Annotated in this window: 21 protein-coding genes; 15 read left to right on the forward strand and 6 right to left on the reverse strand. The window is 63.2% G+C overall.

Going from position 1 to position 20,923, the window contains the following annotated elements:
* Nucleotides 1–77: 77 nt before the first annotated feature.
* The 9 genes from tsaB (at nucleotide 78) to IB262_RS09035 (ending at nucleotide 8,831) form a co-directional block, all read left to right on the forward strand.
* Nucleotides 78–737 carry a tRNA (adenosine(37)-N6)-threonylcarbamoyltransferase complex dimerization subunit type 1 TsaB gene (gene tsaB, locus IB262_RS08995; protein WP_034797409.1) on the forward strand — a complete coding sequence of 220 codons (660 nt, stop codon included), beginning with the start codon at nucleotides 78–80 and terminating at the stop codon, nucleotides 735–737.
* A gap of 6 nt (nucleotides 738–743) precedes the next feature.
* Nucleotides 744–1,241 (forward strand): N-acetyltransferase, encoded by a 498-nt coding sequence (locus tag IB262_RS09000; RefSeq protein ID WP_192493515.1) that lies wholly within the window; start codon nucleotides 744–746, stop codon nucleotides 1,239–1,241.
* Between the two features lie 154 nt (nucleotides 1,242–1,395).
* Entirely contained in the window at nucleotides 1,396–2,187 is a 792-nt protein-coding gene (locus IB262_RS09005) for a lysophospholipid acyltransferase family protein (RefSeq protein ID WP_060519777.1), read from the forward strand.
* Nucleotides 2,188–2,258: 71 nt separating this feature from the next.
* Entirely contained in the window at nucleotides 2,259–3,659 is a 1,401-nt protein-coding gene (gene miaB / locus IB262_RS09010; RefSeq protein WP_034797403.1) for a tRNA (N6-isopentenyl adenosine(37)-C2)-methylthiotransferase MiaB, read from the forward strand.
* A 27-nt stretch (nucleotides 3,660–3,686) separates the two neighbouring features.
* Nucleotides 3,687–4,742, forward strand: coding sequence for a PhoH family protein (locus IB262_RS09015; RefSeq protein ID WP_034797402.1), 1,056 nt, complete (start codon nucleotides 3,687–3,689; stop codon nucleotides 4,740–4,742).
* A gap of 18 nt (nucleotides 4,743–4,760) precedes the next feature.
* Nucleotides 4,761–5,267 (forward strand): rRNA maturation RNase YbeY, encoded by a 507-nt coding sequence (gene ybeY, locus IB262_RS09020; protein ID WP_060519781.1) that lies wholly within the window; start codon nucleotides 4,761–4,763, stop codon nucleotides 5,265–5,267.
* Between the two features lie 12 nt (nucleotides 5,268–5,279).
* A complete protein-coding gene (locus IB262_RS09025; RefSeq protein WP_192356767.1) occupies nucleotides 5,280–6,440 on the forward strand; it encodes a hemolysin family protein in 1,161 nt (386 codons plus the stop codon).
* A gap of 229 nt (nucleotides 6,441–6,669) precedes the next feature.
* The gene (gene lnt, locus IB262_RS09030) at nucleotides 6,670–8,265 is read left to right on the forward strand and encodes an apolipoprotein N-acyltransferase (protein WP_112974819.1); all 1,596 of its coding nucleotides are present in this window, start codon (nucleotides 6,670–6,672) and stop codon (nucleotides 8,263–8,265) included.
* Nucleotides 8,266–8,411: 146 nt separating this feature from the next.
* Nucleotides 8,412–8,831: a helix-turn-helix domain-containing protein gene (locus tag IB262_RS09035; protein WP_034797393.1), complete on the forward strand. Its 420-nt coding sequence runs from the start codon at nucleotides 8,412–8,414 to the stop codon at nucleotides 8,829–8,831.
* On the opposite strand, the gene IB262_RS09040 is transcribed toward IB262_RS09035, so the two are convergent.
* On the reverse strand, nucleotides 8,797–9,018 hold the full coding sequence (locus IB262_RS09040) for a hypothetical protein (RefSeq protein ID WP_192493516.1): 222 nt from the start codon (nucleotides 9,016–9,018) through the stop codon (nucleotides 8,797–8,799). The genes IB262_RS09035 and IB262_RS09040 overlap by 35 nt on opposite strands.
* A 16-nt stretch (nucleotides 9,019–9,034) precedes the next feature.
* Here IB262_RS09040 and metK point away from each other — a divergent pair, with 16 nt between their 5' ends.
* The gene (gene metK / locus IB262_RS09045) at nucleotides 9,035–10,303 is read left to right on the forward strand and encodes a methionine adenosyltransferase (RefSeq protein WP_034797391.1); all 1,269 of its coding nucleotides are present in this window, start codon (nucleotides 9,035–9,037) and stop codon (nucleotides 10,301–10,303) included.
* Between the two features lie 166 nt (nucleotides 10,304–10,469).
* Nucleotides 10,470–11,168, forward strand: coding sequence for a tRNA (guanosine(46)-N(7))-methyltransferase TrmB (locus tag IB262_RS09050; protein ID WP_089043191.1), 699 nt, complete (start codon nucleotides 10,470–10,472; stop codon nucleotides 11,166–11,168).
* A gap of 330 nt (nucleotides 11,169–11,498) precedes the next feature.
* Here the strand turns inward: IB262_RS09050 and IB262_RS09055 are convergent, their stop codons facing one another.
* Complete coding sequence (locus IB262_RS09055) at nucleotides 11,499–11,756, reverse strand: DUF1150 family protein (protein WP_034797387.1); 258 nt, start codon at nucleotides 11,754–11,756, stop codon at nucleotides 11,499–11,501.
* Nucleotides 11,757–11,803: 47 nt separating this feature from the next.
* Entirely contained in the window at nucleotides 11,804–12,235 is a 432-nt protein-coding gene (locus IB262_RS09060; RefSeq protein ID WP_034797386.1) for an Hsp20 family protein, read from the reverse strand.
* Between the two features lie 240 nt (nucleotides 12,236–12,475).
* Between IB262_RS09060 and IB262_RS09065 the strand changes: the two genes are divergently transcribed.
* Nucleotides 12,476–13,420 carry a nucleoside hydrolase gene (locus tag IB262_RS09065; protein ID WP_112974820.1) on the forward strand — a complete coding sequence of 315 codons (945 nt, stop codon included), beginning with the start codon at nucleotides 12,476–12,478 and terminating at the stop codon, nucleotides 13,418–13,420.
* 75 nt (nucleotides 13,421–13,495) lie between these two features.
* On the opposite strand, the gene IB262_RS09070 is transcribed toward IB262_RS09065, so the two are convergent.
* From IB262_RS09070 to IB262_RS09080, 3 genes are all read right to left on the reverse strand, one after another.
* Nucleotides 13,496–15,901: a methyl-accepting chemotaxis protein gene (locus tag IB262_RS09070; RefSeq protein ID WP_112974821.1), complete on the reverse strand. Its 2,406-nt coding sequence runs from the start codon at nucleotides 15,899–15,901 to the stop codon at nucleotides 13,496–13,498.
* Nucleotides 15,902–16,259: 358 nt separating this feature from the next.
* Nucleotides 16,260–17,159 carry a ribokinase gene (locus tag IB262_RS09075; protein WP_112974822.1) on the reverse strand — a complete coding sequence of 300 codons (900 nt, stop codon included), beginning with the start codon at nucleotides 17,157–17,159 and terminating at the stop codon, nucleotides 16,260–16,262.
* A gap of 52 nt (nucleotides 17,160–17,211) precedes the next feature.
* Nucleotides 17,212–18,405, reverse strand: coding sequence for a DNA recombination protein RmuC (locus tag IB262_RS09080; protein ID WP_060519794.1), 1,194 nt, complete (start codon nucleotides 18,403–18,405; stop codon nucleotides 17,212–17,214).
* Between the two features lie 151 nt (nucleotides 18,406–18,556).
* On the opposite strand from IB262_RS09080, the gene def reads away from it, so the two are divergent.
* The 3 genes from def (at nucleotide 18,557) to truA (ending at nucleotide 20,923) form a co-directional block, all read left to right on the forward strand.
* On the forward strand, nucleotides 18,557–19,081 hold the full coding sequence (gene def / locus IB262_RS09085) for a peptide deformylase (RefSeq protein WP_112974866.1): 525 nt from the start codon (nucleotides 18,557–18,559) through the stop codon (nucleotides 19,079–19,081).
* Between the two features lie 163 nt (nucleotides 19,082–19,244).
* Nucleotides 19,245–20,180: a methionyl-tRNA formyltransferase gene (gene fmt / locus IB262_RS09090; protein WP_112974823.1), complete on the forward strand. Its 936-nt coding sequence runs from the start codon at nucleotides 19,245–19,247 to the stop codon at nucleotides 20,178–20,180.
* The gene (gene truA, locus IB262_RS09095) at nucleotides 20,180–20,923 is read left to right on the forward strand and encodes a tRNA pseudouridine(38-40) synthase TruA (protein WP_034797373.1); all 744 of its coding nucleotides are present in this window, start codon (nucleotides 20,180–20,182) and stop codon (nucleotides 20,921–20,923) included. The genes fmt and truA overlap by 1 nt, the downstream gene beginning before the upstream one ends.

Raw genomic sequence — 20,923 nt, forward strand, 5'->3', positions numbered from 1 at the left:
CCGGTTTCGCGTATCGATTTTGCCGCAAAGCCCGATCGGCTTTGCGGCTTGTGGCGTCTGAAAGATCCTGCGTTGAAATGATTGTACTTGCGCTCGACACGTCCGGTTCCGGTTGCTCCGTTGCCGTCTATGACAGCGAAACGGAAGCCGTGCTCGGGCGCTCCGGGGCCGATCTCGGCAAGGGACACGCCGAGCGGCTGATGGAGTTCGTCGACGAGGCATTGGCTGCGTCCGGCCGGTCGCTTGACGCTATCGACCGCATCGCCGTCACTGTCGGCCCGGGATCCTTCACCGGCATTCGCGTCGGCGTAGCGGCCGCTCGCGGCCTGGCGCTTGCGCTCGGCAAACCCGCCGTCGGCGTCTCGACACTTGCGGTCGTGGCCGAGGGGCTGCGCCGGACGGCCGCCGGAAAGCCCGTCCTTGTCGCCATCGACGCCAAGCGGGACGAGGTCTATCTCCAGGCTTTCGATGCGACCGGTAGCGCCACGGGTGAGCCCGAAGCACTCTCCGTCGGAAGTGCGCGCGAACGATTTGCCGGTTTCGACGGCGTCATAGGCGGCTCCGGCGCGCATCTCGTCGCTGCCGATCTACCGCTCAAGCCTTCAGAACTCATCGATGTCGCCGCCGTCGCCAAACTTGGTGCCGCTGCCGATCCAGCCTCGGCCAAGCCGCGTCCGTTATATCTCCGAGGCCCCGACGCCAAGCCGCAGGCGGGCTTCGCGATTGCCCGAGCATAGACCGAGATGAGCTTCACCGATTACTTCACCCGCCGCACCGAGTTCGACATCTTCCCCTTGGAGGAAGCGGACCTGATTGCCGCGGCGGCGCTGCACCGTCAGCGTTTCGCGGCCCCGTGGAGCGATGGCGAAATCCATGCGCTTCTGGTGCAAGAGACGGTGTTCGGCTTTGTCGCCCGGCAGACCAATGGCAGCTTTCGGCCGGCATTCGGTGGGTTTGTCCTGTCGCGTGCGGTTGCCGGTGAGGCGGAAATCCTGACGATCGGTGTCGAGCCGCGTTATGCGCGCTCCGGTCTCGGCTGGCGGTTGATGCAGGCGGCAATGCGTGAAGCGCTGGTCAAGGGCTCCGAGGCCCTGTTCCTCGAAGTCGACGAGGCCAACCAGCCGGCAATCGGGCTTTACCGTAAGCTCGGCTTCAACAAGGTCGGCGAACGCCGCGCCTATTACCAGGACAAGGCCGGCCAGCGGACCGCCGCGCTTGTCATGCGGCTCGATCTTCGCTAGTCCCGACACGGGGAACAGCAGGATGAAGAAGGCCAAGGCGGTCTTCCGCCCGCATCCCGCATTACCCTATCGGAACAGGTCACGATGATCGCGCCGCGGTTCGGCTCCAGATCATCGCGATTCTCAAGGTCTCGCGCAGGAAAACTCTTCCCGGATGGTCAATTGGCTACGGATCGCGATCTTCGCAGCGCTTCTGGCGCTGGTTTCGCTCGTGCTGATGCCGATTCAGGTCGTCTGCCTCTGGCTCGATCTGAAACCCCGGCGCCGTCTGCCGCGATATTGGCACCGGCTCGCCTGTTACCTTCTCGGCATAAAGGTGCGCGTTCATGGCATGGCGGATCGCCGTCGACCGCTTTTGATCTGCGCCAACCACGCCTCCTGGAAAGACATTCTGGTGCTCTCCTCGGTTGCTGACGTTGTTTTCGTCGCCAAGTCCGAGGTGAAGGGCTGGCCGGTCTTCGGCGTGCTTGCCCGGCTGCAGGCGTCGATCTTCGTCGAGCGCGAGCAGAAGCGCTCGACCGGCAAGCAGGTGAGCGAAATCGGCGAGCGCATGGCGGCCGGTGAAATCGTCGTGCTCTTTCCCGAGGGAACGACCTCCGACGGCAACCGTCTGCTGGAGATCAAGACCTCGCTTTTCGGGGCTGCCGCTTCCGCCGTGCCGCATTCGCCGACCGGTCTCGTGCATGTGCAGCCGGTCGCGATTTCCTATACCGGTATCCATGGCATGCCGATGGGCCGCTTCAACCGGCCGATCGCCGCCTGGCCGGGCGACACCGAACTGGTGCCGCATTTGCTCGGCATCCTGCGTGAGGGCGCGATCGAGGTCGACGTCGATTTTGGTGAGGCCATCGACTACGACCGCCATACCAATCGCAAGGAGGTGAGCCGTACGGTCGAGCAGCGCATCCGCAGCATGCTGTCGGATCGTCTGCGCGGGCGGGCTTGAAACGCCCCGGGCAAGGACCGCTGCGCCGAAAATACTTCAACTTCCGACCGCTTTGCACTAAAGAACCCGGCATGACCCAGGAAACCGCCCTTCTGTCGACGACGCCCGCCACGGGCGACGAGCGCGCCCCGGCCCGCAAGGTCTTCGTCAAGACCTACGGCTGCCAGATGAACGTCTACGATTCCGACCGCATGACGGACGCCCTGTCGCGCGACGGCTACGTCTCGACCGATGTGCTGGAAGACGCAGACTTCGTCCTGCTCAACACCTGTCACATTCGCGAGAAGGCGGCAGAGAAGGTGTATTCCGAACTCGGCCGCCTGCGCGATCTGAAGAAGGAAAGGGCCAAGGAAGGCCGCGAGATGGTGATCGGCGTTGCCGGCTGCGTCGCGCAGGCCGAAGGCAACGAGATCCTGCGGCGCGCACCGGCCGTCGACCTGGTGATCGGCCCGACCACCTATCACCGGCTGCCCGAGGCGCTGAAGCGCGCCCGCAGCGGCGAGCGTGTCGTGCAGACGGAGTATGCCGTCGAAGACAAGTTCGAACACCTGCCGGCACCCGACAAGGCAAAGACCCGCATGCGCGGCGTTACCGCGTTCCTGACGGTTCAGGAAGGCTGCGACAAGTTCTGCACCTTCTGTGTCGTGCCCTACACGCGCGGCTCCGAGGTTTCCCGCCCCGTCGCCCAGATCGTCTCGGAGGCGGAAAAGCTGGTCGAGGGCGGCGTGCGCGAGATCACCCTGCTCGGTCAGAACGTCAACGCCTGGCACGGCGTCGGGCCCGATGGCCGCGAATGGGGCCTTGGCGACCTGCTTTCGCGTCTTGGCGAGATCGGGGGTCTTGCCCGGCTGCGTTACACCACCAGCCACCCGCGCGACATGGACGACAGCCTGATCGAGGCGCATCGCTCGATGGTAAAGCTGATGCCCTACCTGCACTTGCCGGTGCAGTCCGGCTCCGACCGTATCCTGAAGGCGATGAACCGCAGGCATACGGCGGCGGAATATCTGGCGCTGATCGCGCGCATCCGCGCCGTCCAGCCGGACCTCGCATTGTCGGGCGATTTCATCGTCGGCTTCCCCGGCGAGACCGATGAAGACTTCGAGGACACCATGCGCCTCGTCGAGGCCGTGGGTTATGCACAGGCATTTTCATTCAAATATTCGACCCGTCCCGGCACGCCGGGCGCCGAGCTCGGCGACCAGGTTCCCGAGGACGTGAAAGCCAAGCGCTTGGAAAAACTGCAGGCTTTGCTGTTTTCCCAGCAGCGCGCCTTTGCCGAGTCCTGCGTCGGCCGCGAAATCGACCTGCTTTTGGAGAAGGAAGGGCGCATGCCCGGCCAGCTCGTCGGGCGTTCGCCGTGGCTGCAGCCGGTGAATGTTGATGCAAAAGCATCGCAAATCGGTGACATTATCAAGGTGCGAATCATCAAGGCCGGGCCGAACAGCCTGTTTGCAGAGATGATCGGGTAAGGACCGAAAACAAGGAGCCTGAACCGCTTGAACGGACACGAATTGATCTCTTCATCCACGCGCCAGTCGAAAACAACTGCGACAGACGCCAATCACTTCGTGCTGACCTTCGAGAACAATCGGTTCGCCAGCGAGCTCTTCGGCCAGTTCGATCAGAACTTGAAGCTTCTCGAAGAGCGCCTGCGCATCGACGCTCGGCCGCGCGGCAATTCCGTCGCGATCTCGGGTGACGTCGTCGCCACCAACCAGGCCCGCCGTGCTCTCGATTATCTCTACGGGCGGTTGCAGGGCGGCGCGTCGATCGATACGTCTGATGTCGAGGGTGCGATCCGTATGGCGGTTGCCGCCGACGATCAGCTACAATTGCCGACCATGGAGCGTAAAGCCAAATTGACAATGGCGCAGATTTCAACGCGCAAGAAGACGATCGCCGCGCGCACGCCAACGCAGGATGCCTATATCCGAGCGCTCGAGCGGTCCGAGCTCGTCTTCGGCGTAGGCCCCGCGGGTACCGGCAAGACCTATCTTGCCGTCGCCCACGCCGCACAGCTGCTTGAGCGCGGCGCCGTCGATCGTATCGTGCTCTCTCGCCCTGCCGTCGAGGCGGGCGAGCGCCTGGGCTTCCTGCCGGGCGACATGAAGGAGAAGGTCGATCCCTATCTTCGGCCGCTCTACGACGCGCTCTATGACATGATGCCGGGCGACAAGGTCGAACGCGCGATCACCGCCGGGGTCATTGAAATCGCGCCGCTCGCCTTCATGCGCGGCCGTACGCTCGCCAATGCTGCCGTCATCCTCGACGAGGCACAGAACACCACATCGATGCAGATGAAGATGTTCCTGACCCGTCTTGGCGAAAACGGCCGGATGATCGTCACTGGCGATCCGAGCCAGGTGGACCTGCCGCGCGGCGTTAAATCGGGCCTGGTCGAGGCCCTGCAGATCCTGAGAGGGGTCGAGGGCGTCTCGGTCGTCCGCTTCAAGGATGTCGATGTCGTTCGCCATCCGATGGTGGCGCGCATCGTCAAGGCCTACGAATCCCATACGGCCGTGCACGACGAAAGCGAGCAGGGCGACCGCTAACAGGCGGTCGCTGCGATCATGACGGCTTTGGATATCCAGATCAGCGTGGAAGAGGGCAACTGGCCGGACGAAGAGGCGTTGCTCGCCTTCTCGTCGCCCGTGCTCGAAGCGGCGGCAGCCTTTCTCGCAAGCGAAGAAAAGCAGCCGTTGCCGAAGATGCCGCCGGAGCTCTCGCTCGTCTTCACCGACGATGCCTCCATGCGCGCGATAAACGCCGAGTGGCGCAACCAGGACAAGCCGACCAACGTTCTGTCCTTCCCGGCCTTTCCCGTGACGCCCGGATCGATGCCCGGACCGATGCTCGGCGACATCATCGTTGCCCGCGAAACCCTTGAGCGCGAGGCGGTGGAGCTCGAGAAGTCCTTCGATCAGCATCTGACGCATCTTCTCGTGCATGGATTCCTGCATCTTTTCGGCTATGATCATATGGAAGATGATGAAGCCGAAAGAATGGAAAGCCTGGAGACTCGCATTTTGGCGCGTCTTGGCTTATCTGACCCCTACGGGGATCGTACCCCGGATTAACAGTTTGGACCGATGAGCGATTATAAAACACAGCCTGTCGCGCTGGCGACCGAGGAGGCAGATGCCTCCGGAGAGGCGGAGGCGGGCAGTAGTAGCACCGCCACTCGACACGAGGGCACGAAATCCACTTCCACCTTCTGGAGCCGGGCCGCGCGCCTTTTGCGCGGCGCAAGTCCATCGAGCCTGCGCGAGGATCTTGCTGACGCGCTGCAGACCGATGCCGACAGCAACACGGTCTTTTCGCCCGGCGAACGGGCGATGCTCAACAACATCCTGCGGTTCCGCGAGATCCGGGTCGAGGACGTCATGGTCCCGCGCGCCGACATCGAGGCGGTCGACCAGAGCATCACCATCGGCGAGCTGATGGTGATCTTCGAGGAATCCGGCCGCTCGCGCATGCCGGTCTATAGCGACGGGCTCGATGACCCTCGCGGCATGGTCCACATTCGCGACCTGCTGTCCTACGTCACCAAACAGGCCCGCAATCGCCGGCGTAACGGCAAGGCCCAGGCGTCGACGACGGCTGCGTCCGAAAAGACGCCGCGCTCGCCCAAGGCAAGTTTCGACCTTTCACGTGTCGATCTCGGCAAGTCGTTGGAAGAGGCGGGCATCGTCCGCCAGCTTCTCTTCGTGCCGCCCTCTATGCTGGCCTCCGACTTGATGCAGCGCATGCAGGCGGCCCGTATCCAGATGGCGCTTGTCATCGACGAATATGGCGGAACCGATGGCCTCGTCTCGCTCGAAGACATCGTCGAGATGGTCGTCGGCGACATCGAGGATGAGCACGACGATGACGAAGTCATGTTCGCGCGCACTTCGGACGATGTCTTTATCGCCGACGCTCGTGTCGAGCTGGAAGAGATCGCCGCGGCGATCGGTCCCGACTTCGACGTGCGCGAACAGCTCGAAGACGTCGACACCCTCGGCGGCCTGATCTTCGCTTCACTCGGCCGCATTCCCGTACGCGGCGAGGTCGTTCAGGCGATCCCGGGCTTCGAGTTCCAGATCCTCGACGCCGACCCGCGCCGCGTGAAGCGCGTCCGCATCATGCGCAAGCGCCCGCCCGCCCGCCGCCGCGTCCTGCGACCGGAAGGCGAGACGATTGCGGAGGCCGGTGCGCTCAATCGCGCCAACGGTGCAGCCGCCCCCGAGGCAGCGGCCGACGAACAGTAATTGTCCGGTTCCCGCGCGTTTCTGCGCGCGCGGGAAGTCCTCCCCCCACCTTTGACGTCTCCCGAGGCTGTGTCGTAAACACCGACCAAGGGCCGGAACCGTCGTCTCGCCCCCTAATCCAGCCCCGAAAGGGGACAAGCAGCCGGTTTTTTGGAAGACTGGCCCCGATTGATTCGGGTGTTGTTTCGCTCCTTCGCCGTGGCAGGCTGCGGGATCGACTGGAGGCTGTATGGCAAGATTGGCTGGCAGGGTGATGCTACTTTCCGGGTTCCCCCGGGCTTTGCTTGCTTTCTTCGCGGGGCTGCTCGCGGTTCTGGCCCAGCCGCCCTTCGGCATCTTCGCCTTTGCTTTCGTCGCTTTCCCGATTCTCGTCTGGCTGCTCGACGGTGCGACCGGAAGTCCGGACGGTGGCTTCATCCGCCGGCTCTGGCCGGCTGCGGTTGTCGGCTGGTGGTTCGGCTTCGGTTACTTCCTCGGTGGTCTCTGGTGGCTCGGCAATGCGCTGCTCGTCGAGGCCGACGAGTTCGCCTGGGCGCTGCCGCTCGCCGTCGTGGGCCTGCCGGCCTTTCTCGCGCTGTTCTATGCGTTGGCGACGCTGATCGCCCGCCTTTTCTGGTCCGACGGCGTCGGGCGCATCGCCGCACTCGCCCTGGGCTTCGGGCTTGCCGAATGGCTGCGCAGCTTCCTCTTTACCGGCTTTCCCTGGAATGCGATCGGCTATGCGGCCATGCCGATGCCGCTGATGATGCAGTCGGCAAGCGTCATCAATCTCGCGACCGTCAACATGCTCGCCGTCTTCGTCTTTGCCGCTCCCGCCCTGATCGCGACGGGCCGCGGGAGCCGGATCGGGCTCACGATCGCCGTCGTGCTTTTTGCCGGCCATGTGGGCTTCGGCTTCTACCGCCTGGCGCAGCCGGCGCCGGCCTCGCCCGAGCCGCCGCTGACCGTGCGCCTCGTCCAGCCGGTGATCGACCAGGCAAAGAAGCTCGATGACGGCGAGCGTGCCGCGGTGTTCGAGGAGCATCTGGCTTTGACCGCCGTGGCTCCGGAGAAAGACGGCAAGCGGCCGGATATCGTCGTCTGGCCCGAGACGTCGATCCCTTTCATCCTCACCGACAATCCGGACGCACTGGCGCGTATCGCCGAGGTGCTTGATGACGACCAGATCCTGATTGCCGGCGCGGTGCGCGTAGAGGATGCCGGCGCCGGTCTGCCGCCCCGCTACTACAACTCGATCTACATGATCGACGGTCGGGGCCAGATCATCGGCGCTGCCGACAAGGTGCATCTGGTGCCTTTCGGCGAATATCTTCCCTTCGAGGATCTGTTGTCTTCCTGGGGCCTGAGTTCGGTCGCCGCGTCGATGCCCGGTGGCTTCACAGCGGCCAAGACCCGTTCGCTGCTGACGCTGCCCAGCGGCCGCACGCTGTATCCGCTCGTTTGCTACGAGGCGATCTTCCCGGACGAGATCGATGGGGCCGCGCGCCGGGCCGATGTGCTTCTCAATGTTACCAACGACGCCTGGTTCGGAGATACGCCAGGCCCGCGCCAGCATTTCCATCAGGCACAATTAAGGGCCGTTGAAACCGGCACCCCCCTTGTCCGAGCGGCAAACAGCGGTATATCAGCAATTGTTGATGCACGTGGGGTTTTAATGGTAGGATTATCCTACAATTATAGGGGAGTGGTCGACACACTTCTGCCGGGAAGGATGCCTACCCCGTTGGACGACGCTATGCGAAGCCGCGTTTTCTGGCTGGGTGCGATCTTCCTCCTTCTGGTTGCAGTGTTTTCGCGTGTTGGTTTTAATATCAGGAAGAATTGACCTAAAACCCCTAAAATTGCATAGTGGTCCGCACCATCGTCCTTGTTGTGCTGGCTCTGTCCTTATCACCCTGGCGGTCGCTTCGGTGAGCGTAGGTCTCATGCTGGGCGATGGATAAACGAAACAGCGTGTTTGGGAACGCAGATATGATCGAAAACAAGAAGAAGCCGAACCCGATCGACATTCATGTCGGAAGTCGGATTCGTCTTCGCCGTACGATGCTTGGCATGAGCCAAGAGAAGCTCGGCGAAAGTCTGGGGATCACTTTCCAGCAGATCCAGAAGTACGAGAAGGGCACGAACCGCGTCGGCGCCAGCCGGTTGCAGAACATTTCAGGCATCCTGAACGTTCCGGTTTCCTTCTTCTTCGAAGATGCCCCGGGCGATAACGCTGCCGGTCAGTCCGGCATGGCAGAAGCTTCCAGCTCGAACTACGTCGTCGATTTCCTGTCGTCCTCCGAGGGGCTGCAGCTCAACCGCGCTTTCGTCAAGATCACCGACCCGAAGGTTCGCCGCCGGCTCGTCGATCTCGTCAAGGCACTCGCTGCGGAAGCAGAAAGCGAATAGTTCCAACGTTCCCCGTCGGGACTTGAAAAACAAAGCGGCCATTTGTGCCGCTTTTTTCTTGCGCGCCTTTCCCTCCGGTGCGCCAAAGTGATTGGCCGCAATGGCGATATAAAGATATATTTATGTCGTTGTGTGCTTGTTTTTCGGTCGCAAAACCACTAACACCGTGCCAGCGCTTTTTCTTCATTGAGGGGACTTCCCGCATGCGTGCAAACTACCTGTTCACGAGTGAATCCGTAGCCGAAGGTCATCCGGACAAGGTGTGTGACCGTATCTCCGACGAGATCGTGGACCTGGTCTACCGCGAAGCGGCCAAGACCGGTGTCGATCCCTGGGGCGTGCGTATCGCCTGCGAGACGCTGGCGACCACCAACCGTGTCGTGATTGCCGGCGAAGTGCGCCTGCCGCCGAGCCTTCTGAAGAAGGACAAGGACGGCAACGACGTCATCAACCCCTCGAAGTTCAAGTCCGCCGCCCGCAAGGCGATCCGCGAGATCGGCTATGAGCAGGACGGCTTCCACTGGAAGACCGCGAAGATCGACGTGCTCCTGCACTTCCAGTCCGCTCACATCGCTCAGGGCGTCGACAGCGCTGCCGACAAGCAGGGCGAAGAAGGTGCCGGCGACCAGGGCATCATGTTCGGCTACGCCTGCCGCGAGACCGCCGAGCTGATGCCGGCGCCGATCTACTATTCGCACCGCATCCTCAACCTGCTCGCCGCTGCCCGCAAGAAGGGCGAGGGCGAAGTCGCCAAGCTCGGTCCTGACGCCAAGAGCCAGGTCACCGTACGCTACGTCGACGGCAAGCCGGCGGAAGTCACCTCGATCGTTCTGTCGACGCAGCACCTCGATGACACCTGGGATTCGGTCAAGGTTCGCTCGGTTGTCGAGCCCTATATCCGCGAAGCCCTCGACGATCTGAAGATCGCCGACGACTGCACCTGGTACATCAACCCGACCGGCAAGTTCGTCATCGGCGGCCCGGATGGCGATGCTGGCCTCACCGGCCGCAAGATCATCGTCGACACCTATGGCGGTGCCGCACCGCACGGCGGCGGCGCCTTCTCGGGCAAGGACACGACCAAGGTCGACCGTTCGGCCGCCTATGCTGCCCGTTACCTGGCAAAGAACGTCGTTGCCGCCGGCCTGTCCGACCGTTGCACGATCCAGCTGTCCTACGCCATCGGCGTCGCCCAGCCGCTGTCGATCTATGTCGACCTGCACGGCACCGGCAAGGTTTCGGAAGACCAAGTCGAGGATGCGATCCGCAAGACGATGGACCTGTCGCCGACCGGCATCCGCCGTCATCTCGACCTCAACAAGCCGATCTATGCCAAGACGTCTGCCTATGGCCACTTCGGCCGCAAGGCTGGCCGCGACGGTTCCTTCTCCTGGGAGAAGCTCGACCTCGTGAAGCCGCTGAAGGCTGCGATCGAGCAGAGCGGCGCCGTCAACGGCCGCGCTGCCGCCTAACAGGCGATGGGGCGCGGCGTCACGCCGCGCATTGAAGATAGCGCAACGTCCTGCTATCAGGCGTTTGCGAAAATCAAGGCGGGCGCTCCGACAAGGAGCGCCCGCTTCGTTCATTTTGATTTTGGGTTGGCCTGATCCAGATCGGTATGACCAAGGGAAAGACGACATGACCGAACCGCGCCGCGCCAGAGCAACCGAGGCCTTTTTCGGCCGCCGCAAGGGCAAGCCGTTGCGCGAGCGGCAGGCGGCGCATCTGGAAACCGTGTTGCCGACCCTGAAGCTCGACCTTTCGAGCCCGCCTCCGGCGGCCCTGAAGACCCTCTATCCGCAGGGCGTGGACCGCATGCGCCTCGAAATCGGTTTCGGCGGCGGCGAGCACCTGATCCACCGTGCGGCCGAAGCGCCGTCGACCGGCTTCATCGGCGTCGAACCCTTCGTCAATTCCATGGCCAAGCTCGTCGGTCATATCGAGGAGCGCGGCGTCAGCAACGTCAGGCTCTATGACGACGACGCCACCCAGGTCCTCGATTGGCTGCCGGCCGCGTCGATCGACCAGATCGACCTGCTCTATCCGGACCCGTGGCCGAAGCGCAAACACTGGAAGCGCCGTTTCGTCTCCAAGGTCAATCTCGATCGCTTCGCCCGCGTGCTGAAGCCCGGCGGCGTGTTCTGCTTCGCCTCGGATATCGATACCTATGTCAACTGGACGCTGTTGCACTGCCGCGATCACGCAGCCTTCGAGTGGACGGCAGAGACGGCTTCCGATTGGCTGACGCCCTATGAGGGATGGCCGAGCACGCGCTACGAGGCCAAGGCACGCAGGGAAGGGCGAAGCTCCGCCTATCTCACCTTCCGGCGCGTCTAAAGCAATTCCAGGAAAAGTGCGAAGCGGTTTTCCGTCCGGAATTGCGGACTGGAAGATCAATTCCAGGAAAAGTGCGAAGCGGTTTTCCGTCCGGAATTGCGGACTGGAAGATCAATTCCAGGAAAAGTGCGAAGCGGTTTTCTGTCCGGAATTGCGGACTGGAGGATCAATTCCAGGAAAAGTACGAAGCGGTTTTCCGTCCGGAATTGCGGACTGGAAGATCAATTCCAGGAAAAGTGCGGAGCGGTTTTCCGCTCGCGCTTGCGTCGCTCTCGAGAGCGACGGCTTCCATTCAAACGTCCGATTGCCGTCTCCACCGACGGCAGCCTGTCAGTGCAGGGTGACCGTCTTCAGATCATCCTCGGCCGCCTTGAAGAAGGTGCTGGAACGGTTGTCTGTCAGAAGGATCGGCGTGCCGTCGGCGCCGAAGAGCGCCCAGAGATCGATACCCGGTCCCATCTCCGGCGCTTCCGGGAAGCAGCGCGAGACTTCTTCCGAGCGCATTTTCCGGATGTAGCCGATTTCGCCTTCGCCGAGATGTGCGAGGTCGTTCTTCGACAGCGACGAGCTGATGTCTTTCAGTCCCATGGTGACACTCCGTGGTCGCCGGTGAGGGGAGAATCCCGCCGGTTATCCTACTCTGGGACTGAAATGTTAATTTTCTTTACCATACGAACCGGTTCGGGACGAACGAGGTCGACGGACAGCAGGCCGTTGCGCAGTTCCGCGCCCAGAACCTTCATGCCGTCCGCGAGCACGAAAGTGCGTTGAAACTGGCGTGCCGCAATGCCGCGGTGCAGGTAATCGCGGTCGCCGTTGTCGATCTGCCGGCCGCGGATGACGAGCTGGTTCTCTTCGGTGGTGACTTCGAGATCCTCTTCGGAAAAGCCTGCCACGGCGAGCGTGATGCGCAACCGTTCCGGTTCGTCGGTCGAGGCATCGCCGCGAACGCGTTCTATGTTGTAGGGCGGGTATCCGTCGTTGCCCTTGGCGATCCGCTCAAGGGTCTTTTCCATCGTATCGAAACCCAGCAGAAGCGGGCTCGTAAAAGGGGTAATTCGGCTCATTCTTCAAGTCCTTGCGAGATCAAGCGACCGTTGTTCGGACCTGCCTTGCAGCATCCTTTCCGCAATATGGTAGCTGTGCGCAATGAGTGCAAGCCGCTTGCCTCCGGCGTGCACGCAAATCATAGTCCGCTCTCGCAGAATCCGGGAATGGGACAAAGGAACGCCAGGGCGTTTACTCCCGTCCGGCCCAATGCAACGTATCGATCGCGCCGAACAACGTGGTCCAGGGAGGACGAGAAAGTGCCCGTGCCGAGAAAGATAATCATAGACACCGACCCCGGGCAGGACGATGCCGCCGCCATCATGCTCGCCTTCGGCAGTCCGGAAGAGATCGACCTGCTCGGCATCACCGCGGTCGCCGGCAACGTGCCGCTGGCGCTGACGGCCCGCAATGCGCGCATCCTGTGCGAGCTCTGCGACCGGCCGAAGGTTCGGGTGTTCTCGGGCGCCGACAAGCCGATTGCTCGCCCGCTGGTGACCGCCGAGCACGTGCACGGCAAGACCGGCCTTGACGGCCCGGAGCTTGCCGAGCCGACAATGAAGCTCGAGGAGCAGCATGCGGTCGACTTCATCGTCGAGACGTTGCGAAAGGAGCCAGAGGGCACCGTGACGCTCTGCACGCTCGGCCCGCTCACCAACATCGCGCTGGCCCTGCAGAAGGCGCCTGACATTGCGCAGCGGGTCAAGGAACTGGTGATGATGGGTGGCGGCTTCTTCGAAGGCGGCAACATCACGCCCGCCGCCGAATTCAACGTCTACGTCGATCCCGAGGCAGCCGACATCGTCTTCCGTTCGGGCATTCCGATCGTGATGATGCCGCTCGATGTCACCCACCGGGTGCTGACCCACAAGGCGCGCGTCCAGAAGATCCGCGACATTGGCAGCCGCCCGGCGATCGCCATGGCCGAGATGCTCGAATTCTTCGAGCGCTTCGATATCGAGAAGTACGGCACCGATGGCGGCCCGCTGCACGATCCGACGGTCATTGCCTATCTGTTGCGCCCCGAGCTTTTCACCGGCCGCGATTGCAACGTCGAGATCGAGACCAAGTCGGAGCTGACGACCGGCATGACCGTCGTCGACTGGTGGCAGGTCACCGGCCGGCCGCACAACGCCAAGGTTATGCGCTTCGTCGACGACCAGGGCTTCTTCGACCTTTTGACCGAGCGGCTGGCACGCATCTGAGCCTCGGCTCAATCATCGTAGTCCAAACAAAAACGGCGCCCCGAGAGGCGCCGTTTTCTTTTCTCGTTCCGTTGATCAGAACTCTTCCCAGTTGTCCTGGGCAAGCGCGTTGGCGCCGGAGGTCTGGGTCAGCACCCGCTGCGTCGAAGCCGAGTAGTTGCTTCGCGCTGGGTTCGCCGCCGGAGCGGGCCGCGCCTCGCGGGCGGGGGCCGGGACCGGAGCGGGGCGTTCGGCCGCGCGCATGCGCTCGGCCGTGCCACGCAGCATAGCCGCCGGGGACGGTTGGGCCGATGCGGTCGCCTGCGCGACCCGGAAGCGGGCCACGAGCGTGTTGAGCGTTCGGGCTTCTTCGTTGAGCGCCATGCCGGCCGCGGTCGTTTCCTCGACCATGGCGGCGTTCTGCTGGGTTACCTGGTCCATCTGGTTGACGGCGGAGTTGATCTCCTTCAGGCCGACGGCCTGTTCCGAAGCGGAGCTGGAGATCTGGCGGATGAGGCCGTTGATCTGCACGACCTGCTCGGCGATCTTTTCGAGCGCGCCACCGGCCTTGCCGACGAGATCAACACCTTCGCGCACCTGGCCGGCCGAGGTGTTGATCAATGTCTTGATCTCCTTGGCGGCATTGGCAGAGCGCTGGGCGAGTTCGCGCACTTCCTGGGCGACGACGGCAAAACCCTTGCCGGCCTCACCTGCACGCGCTGCTTCGACACCGGCGTTCAGCGCCAGAAGGTTGGTCTGGAAGGCGATTTCGTCGATGACGCCGATGATGCGGCTGACTTCGTGCGAGGACTGCTCGATGCCCTTCATCGCGGCAATCGCCTTCTGCACCACTTCGCCCGACTGTCCGGCATCGCTGCTGGCCACGTCCACCGATTTGGCGGCGACCTTGGCGTTTTCGGCGCTGGCGTTGACCTGCGAGGTCAGCTCGTCAAGAGCCGCTGCTGTCTCTTCCAGGCTTGCAGCCTGCTGTTCGGTCCGGTGCGACAGGTCGTTGGCGGCGCTGCTGATTTCGCTGGTGCCGTTGCCGATGTTGACGACCGAATGGTTGACGGTGCGGATCGTCTCTTCGAGGCTTTCCATCGCCGCGTTGAAGTCGCGCTTGAGCTGCGCATATTCGCCCGGGAAATCGTCGGTGATGCGGAATGCGAGATCGCCGGACGACAGATGCGAGAGACCCTTGCCGAGGCGGGCGACGATGTCGCGCTGAAGCGCGCTCGATTCTGCACGCTCGGTTTCCGAGCGGCCGCGTTCGCGCTCGGCCTGTTCGCGCTCATGGCGGGCTTCGCCTTCGAGGCGCTTGGTGTCGGCAAGCTGATGGCGGAAGCCTTCGAGCGCCTTGGCGACTTCACCGGTTTCGTCGGAACGATCCTGGCCGGCGATCGCCTTGGTGTAGTCACCGTGGCTGAGGTCGTTCACGTCCTTGACGAGGCTTGCCAGCGGCTTCTGCACGAAACCACGAACCGCGAGATAGAGACCGAGCAGCACAGCGCCGAGCACGACGAGGCCGCCGACGATCATCATGTAGGTCTGATCCTTGACCGGCGCATTGATCGCGGTACGCGGCACGTCGACGAGCACGACCCAGCTGGTGTTCACGCCCGAGAGAGTGAACGGATAGACGAGACGGTCGAAGGGCTCGTTGCCGTCATAGGAGAGGTTGGAGATGATGCCCGGCTTGCCGGAGGCGAGCGCGTTCTTGACGACCTCGTTGCCTTCGCCGTCATACTCCTTGAGCAGAAGGTCCGGGATCGGCGCGACCAGCCATTTGCCGGTCTGCGACAGCAGGTAGACGCGGCCGGTGTCGAAGGGCTTCAGCTTCGAGAGGCCATCGCCGAGCGAGGCGAGCGAAATGTCGACGCCGGTGACGCCGAGAAGCTTGCCGCCGGACATGACCGGGTAGGCGATCGAACTCATCGCGGTCGGAACGTCGGTGTCCTGCGCGGTGTAGGGCTGGGTGATTGCACCCTTGCCGCTTTTTGCAGCGAGTTTGTACCACTCGGCCGCATAGTCAGCGCCGAAAGTGGAGTACTGGATTTCGTTGGTGCGGCTCTTCGACCAGTAGGGCGTGAAGATGCCCTTGTCGTTACCGCCCAGTTCCTTGTTGTTGACGAGGTCTTCCTGGCGACCATCGAAAGCCTTGGGTTCTTCCGCGAACCAGCTGCCGAAGGCGAACGGGTTCTGCTCGAGGTTTGCCCTGAGGATGTTGATCACCCCGGTGCGCTCCAGCGACTTTTCGGCATGTGCGCGGCCGAGGATGCCCGCCATCGAGCGGGCAGCACTTGCAAGCTCGCCGATGTCGCCGGCAATGTCGGAGGCAATCGCGCGGGCTTCGCCGCCTGCCTGTTCGAGGACCAGCGTTTCGACGCGGTCCTGGGTCTGGGATATGAGAACGAAATTCGAGGCAAGCAGGACAAGTGCGATCGTGCCGCCTGTCACCGCGATCAGTTTGGTCGCCAGCGATTTGGCTTGGAACTTGAACATGAAATCCTCACGTGCTGGGAGGTTCGCAGGTTTTCACCTGCGGTGGACGCATTTCGCAATGGGGGTGAACTCCATCATGGAGCGTCAGATGCCGACCGGCATGTTGGAGACGACCAGGCGCTTTGGCCGGTTTTCTCACGGTCCTGAATAGACTGGAGATTCTTAAGATAGGGCCAACACGGACGCTGTTTTACGCATCGCTTGCATAAAATTGCACGCAAAGTTTTATGTCCGCGACATCGGCTGTCCGGATTGCGCAAGCGGCCGTCGGGAGGGTGAAATCTATGCGGGCCAGGGCCTGGGAAAAATGAGACGGGCGACTTCGCCCGTCTCAAGTGCGTGCTTTTTCGCGCAGGATTTAGAGACGCGACGCCACGTCCGCAGCGAGCGGGATCGAGGGCTGGGCGCCGCTCTTCAGGCAGGCGAGAGAGCCGGCGACTGCTGCGCGGCGCAGAGCGTCGGGGAAGGCGATGCCGGCATCGAGGCTGGCTGCGAGATAACCGCAGAAGGTGTCGCCGGCGCCGACGGTATCGACCGGCTCGATCTTCAGGCCCTTGGCGCGCTGGATCTCGCCCTCATGTACGGCCACCACGCCTTCGGCGCCAAGCGTGACGATGACCGTCTGGCCGGTCTCCGCGTGCAGCGCCTTCATCGCTTCTTCGCGCGCAGTGCTCCCGATACCGCTCTTGCCGGCCAGCAGCTCGAATTCGGTTTCGTTGGCAATGACGATATCGGCCATGCGGCCGAGGCGGGCTGCGTCCGGTGTCAGCGGCGCGATGTTGATGACCGAACGCACGCCCTTCTGTTTGGCGGCGGTGAGCGCCTTCTCGACCGAAGCGGCCGGAATTTCGAGCTGCAGCATCAAGGTATCGCTGGGCTTCATGCCGTCGACGGCCTTCACCGCATCGGCTTCATCGACCGTCGCATTGGCGCTGGCGACGACGACGATGACATTTTCGCCGTCACCGCCGACGAGGATATGGGCGGTGCCGGTCGGCTCGCTGACCGTCTTGGTCAACGACAGGTCGGTGCCCGCACCCTTCAACAGCTCGAGCGCGCCGTCAGCAAAGCTGTCCTTTCCTACCGCGCCTGCCATCTGCACCGTCGCGCCGGCACGCCGTGCGGCCAGCGCCTGGTTTGCGCCCTTACCGCCGGCGGCGGTCGAGAAGCTGGTGCCGGCGACGGTTTCGCCGGGCTTCGGAAGGCGTGCGGTGGTGGCGATCAGATCCATGTTGATGGACCCAAAAACAGTAATCATGTGAAACTATCCTGTCGGCTTTGCGAATTGGGCCGGAGAGTGCCCGACAGCCTCAGTCCTCGTCAACCACCCGCAGGCGCAATTGCCCGACCCGATTGTCGACCGCGGCACGTGGTTCGTCCGCGTCCCGTGTGCCGCCTTCCGCTTGCAGCTCTAGGGCCTCGATCTTGGCCCCGCGGCGGGTGAGCTTGCTGGAGGAAACGAGGATGTCCTCGACATCCTTCTGGCTCATGGCGAAATGGCCCTGCAGCTTGCGCACGCGCTCGTCGAGACGGCCGAGATCCTCCATCAGCCGCGCGACTTCGCCCTGGATCAGGTGCGCCTGCTCGCGCATGCGCGCATCCTTGAGGATTGCCTGGATCACCTGGATCGACAACAGCAGCAGGGAGGGCGAGACGATGACGATCCGCTGGCGATGCGCCTTTTGCACGATCGCTTCGAAATGCTCGTGGATCTCCGCAAAGATCGATTCCGAGGGTACGAAGAGGAAGGCGGTGTCCTGCGTCTCGCCCGGGATCAGATACTTGCCGGCGATGTCGCGCACGTGCGTTTCCATGTCGCGGCGAAAGAGTTGGGCGATCTGCTGGCGCCGCTCCGGGGTCGGAGCATCCCGCATCGCGTTCCAGGCTTCGAGCGGAAATTTGGCGTCGATGACCAGCGGCGGCTGGCCGTTTGGCATGCGGATGGTGCAGTCGGGCCGCACCCCGTTCGACAGCGTCGCCTGGAATTCGAAGGCACCCATCGGCAGCCCGTCGGCGATAATCGCTTCCATGCGCGACTGGCCGAAGGCGCCGCGCGTCTGCTTGTTCGATAGAATCGCCTGAAGTCCGGCCATGTCCTTGGCGAGAGACTGGATGTTGTTCTGGGCCGTGTCGATGACCGCGAGGCGCTCCTGCAGCCTGCGCAGGTTCTCGTGTGTCGCCTTGGTCTGCTCGCTGATCGAGGCGCCGATGCGATGGGTCATGCCGTCGATGCGCTGGCTGAGTGTCTGGTTGAGCTCCGCCTGCCGGGCGCCGAACACCTCGGCCATGGCCGCGACCCGCCCTTGCATCTCCGTCTGTGCTGCCAGCAGCATTGCCATCTGTTCCTGCCGCTCGTCGTCGCGGGGATTGCGCCGGCGCGAGAGCGCCATCAGGCCGGCAACAGCCAGCACAAGGCCGGCGGCAATCGCCAGATGGCCCAGGGTAATCGGCAGGGTGCCGATGAAAAACAACGGTTGGGCGAAGGGAAGGGGCGCGGGTTCCATGCGCCAAACCTAACAGATTCTCTCGCGAAGTGTAGATCAAAACAAGAACATATGTGCGCGGCGGTTAACGCCCGACGAGGGACGAGCGGGTGCCGCAGGTGGCAAGGCAATTTCCTTGCGCGTCGATGGAAAGATCGGCTATGGGAGCATCATGACCATCAAGCCGCTTATCATCCTTCCCGATCCTGTGCTTCGCCAGGTTTCAACGCCGATCGAAGCCGTCGACGCGGACGTCCGCCGTCTGGCCGATGACATGCTCGAAACCATGTACGATGCCCCCGGCATCGGCCTTGCCGCGATCCAGGTCGGCGTCGCCAGGCGCATGCTGGTGCTCGACGTTTCGAAAGAGGGCGACGAGAAGACGCCGCTTGTCTTCATCAACCCCGAGATCGTCGCTTCGTCCGACACCTATTCGGTTTACGAGGAAGGCTGCCTGTCGATTCCGGACTACTACGCCGAGGTCGAGCGCCCCGCCGTCATCACCGTCAAGCACCTCGACCGCGACGGCAAGGAACAGACGATCGAGGCCGAAGGCCTGCTCGCCACCTGCCTGCAGCACGAGATCGACCACCTGAACGGCGTGTTGTTCATCGACCACATCTCCAAGCTCAAGCGCGACATGGTGATCCGCAAGTTCACCAAGGCTGCCAAGACGCGCGGCGCAAAGGCGATCTGAGCCTTCGATCGCGGAAGATCACGCGAAATTTTGAAGGCGGGAACCCATTGAATATTCCAGGAAGAGCGTGAAACGGCTTTCCTGGAATTGTCCTGTTTTTAGAGAATGAGATCATTTCGCCGTTTCCCCGCATGAAGTGATCTGAAAGGACGGAGTTACCGCCTTGTCGCTTCGCATCATCTTCATGGGCACACCGGAATTTTCGGTGCCGACACTGGCGGCACTTGCCGAGGCCGGTCATCAGATCGTCGCCGTCTACACCCAGCCACCGCGGCCGGGTGGCCGCCGCGGGCTCGATCTGCAGAAATCGCCGGTGCACCAGGCGGCCGAGCTTCTGGGCATTCCGGTGCTGACGCCAGTCAACTTCAAGGACGAGGCGGACCGCCAGACCTTCCGTGATTTCGACGCCGACGTCGCCGTCGTCGTCGCCTATGGCCTGCTTCTGCCTGAGGCCATCCTCACCGGCACCAAGCTCGGCTGCTACAACGGCCACGCCTCGCTGCTGCCGCGCTGGCGCGGTGCAGCCCCAATCCAGCGCGCGATCATGGCCGGCGATCATGAGACCGGCATGATGGTGATGAAGATGGAAAAGGGGCTCGATACCGGCCCGGTCGCCCTCACCAAGACGGTCCAGATCGGCGAGACGATGACAGGTGGCGAGCTACACGACCGACTGATGCAGGTCGGCGCCAGTCTGATGCGGGAAGCGATGGCAAAACTCGAGGCCGACGATCTGCCGCTGACGGTCCAGGCCGAGGACGGCGTCGTCTACGCCCAGAAGATCAGCAAAACGGAAACCCGCATCGATTTCGCCCGTCCCGCCCGCGAGGTCCACGACCATATCCGCGGCCTGTCGCCATTTCCGGGCGCCTGGTTCGAACTTGAGATCGCCGGCAGGCCGGAGCGCATCAAGGTTCTGAACTCGGAGCCCGCTTCCGGCGAGGCCGAGGCCGGCACGGTGCTCGACGATAATCTGACGATTGCCTGCGCCGAGGGCGCCGTTCGGCTCACCCGCCTGCAGCGCGCCGGCGGCAAGGCGTTGGGTGCGGCCGACTTCCTGCGCGGAACGCCGGTTGTGCCCGGCACGAGGGTCGGCTGATGCCGCGGTTCAAGCTGACCGTCGAATATGACGGCTCGGACTATGTCGGCTGGCAGCGGCAGGACAACGGCGAGTCCGTGCAAGGGGCGATCGAAAAGGCGATCCTGTCGCTGACCGGAGAGACCGTGTCGATCCGCGGCGCCGGCCGCACCGATTCCGGTGTGCACGCCAGTGGCCAGGTGATGCATGCGGATCTCACGCGTCCGTGGAAGCCCTACACGCTGCGCAACGCGCTAAATGCCCATCTGGGGCTTGCGGGCGAGCGGGTGGCGATCCTCGAGGCCGAGGAAGTGTCCGAGGAATTCGACGCGCGCTTCTCGGCGCTGCGCCGCCACTATCTCTACCGCATTATCTCGCGGCCCGCGCCGCTGGCGCTTGAAGCCCGGCGCGCCTGGTGGGTGCCGAAGCCGCTCGACCATGAAGCCATGCATGCAGGCGCCCAGCGCCTCGTCGGCCATCATGACTTCACCACCTTCCGCTCCGCCCATTGCCAGGCGGCGAGCCCGGTGCGCACGCTCGATCGGCTGGACGTCGCGCTTGTCGCCGGCGTCATCGAGATCCGCGCAACGGCGCAGAGCTTCCTGCACAACCAGATCCGCTCCTTCGCCGGCTCGCTGAAGCTGGTGGGCGAAGGCAAGTGGACGCCGGATGATCTGCAGGCAGCGCTCGAGGCCCGCAACCGCAAGGCCTGCGGCCCCGTGGCGCCGCCCGATGGGCTTTATTTCCTTCAGGTGGATTACTGA

The sequence above is a fragment of the Ensifer sp. ENS02 genome, from assembly GCF_014851885.1.
Classification (GTDB): Bacteria; Pseudomonadota; Alphaproteobacteria; order Rhizobiales; family Rhizobiaceae; genus Ensifer; species Ensifer adhaerens.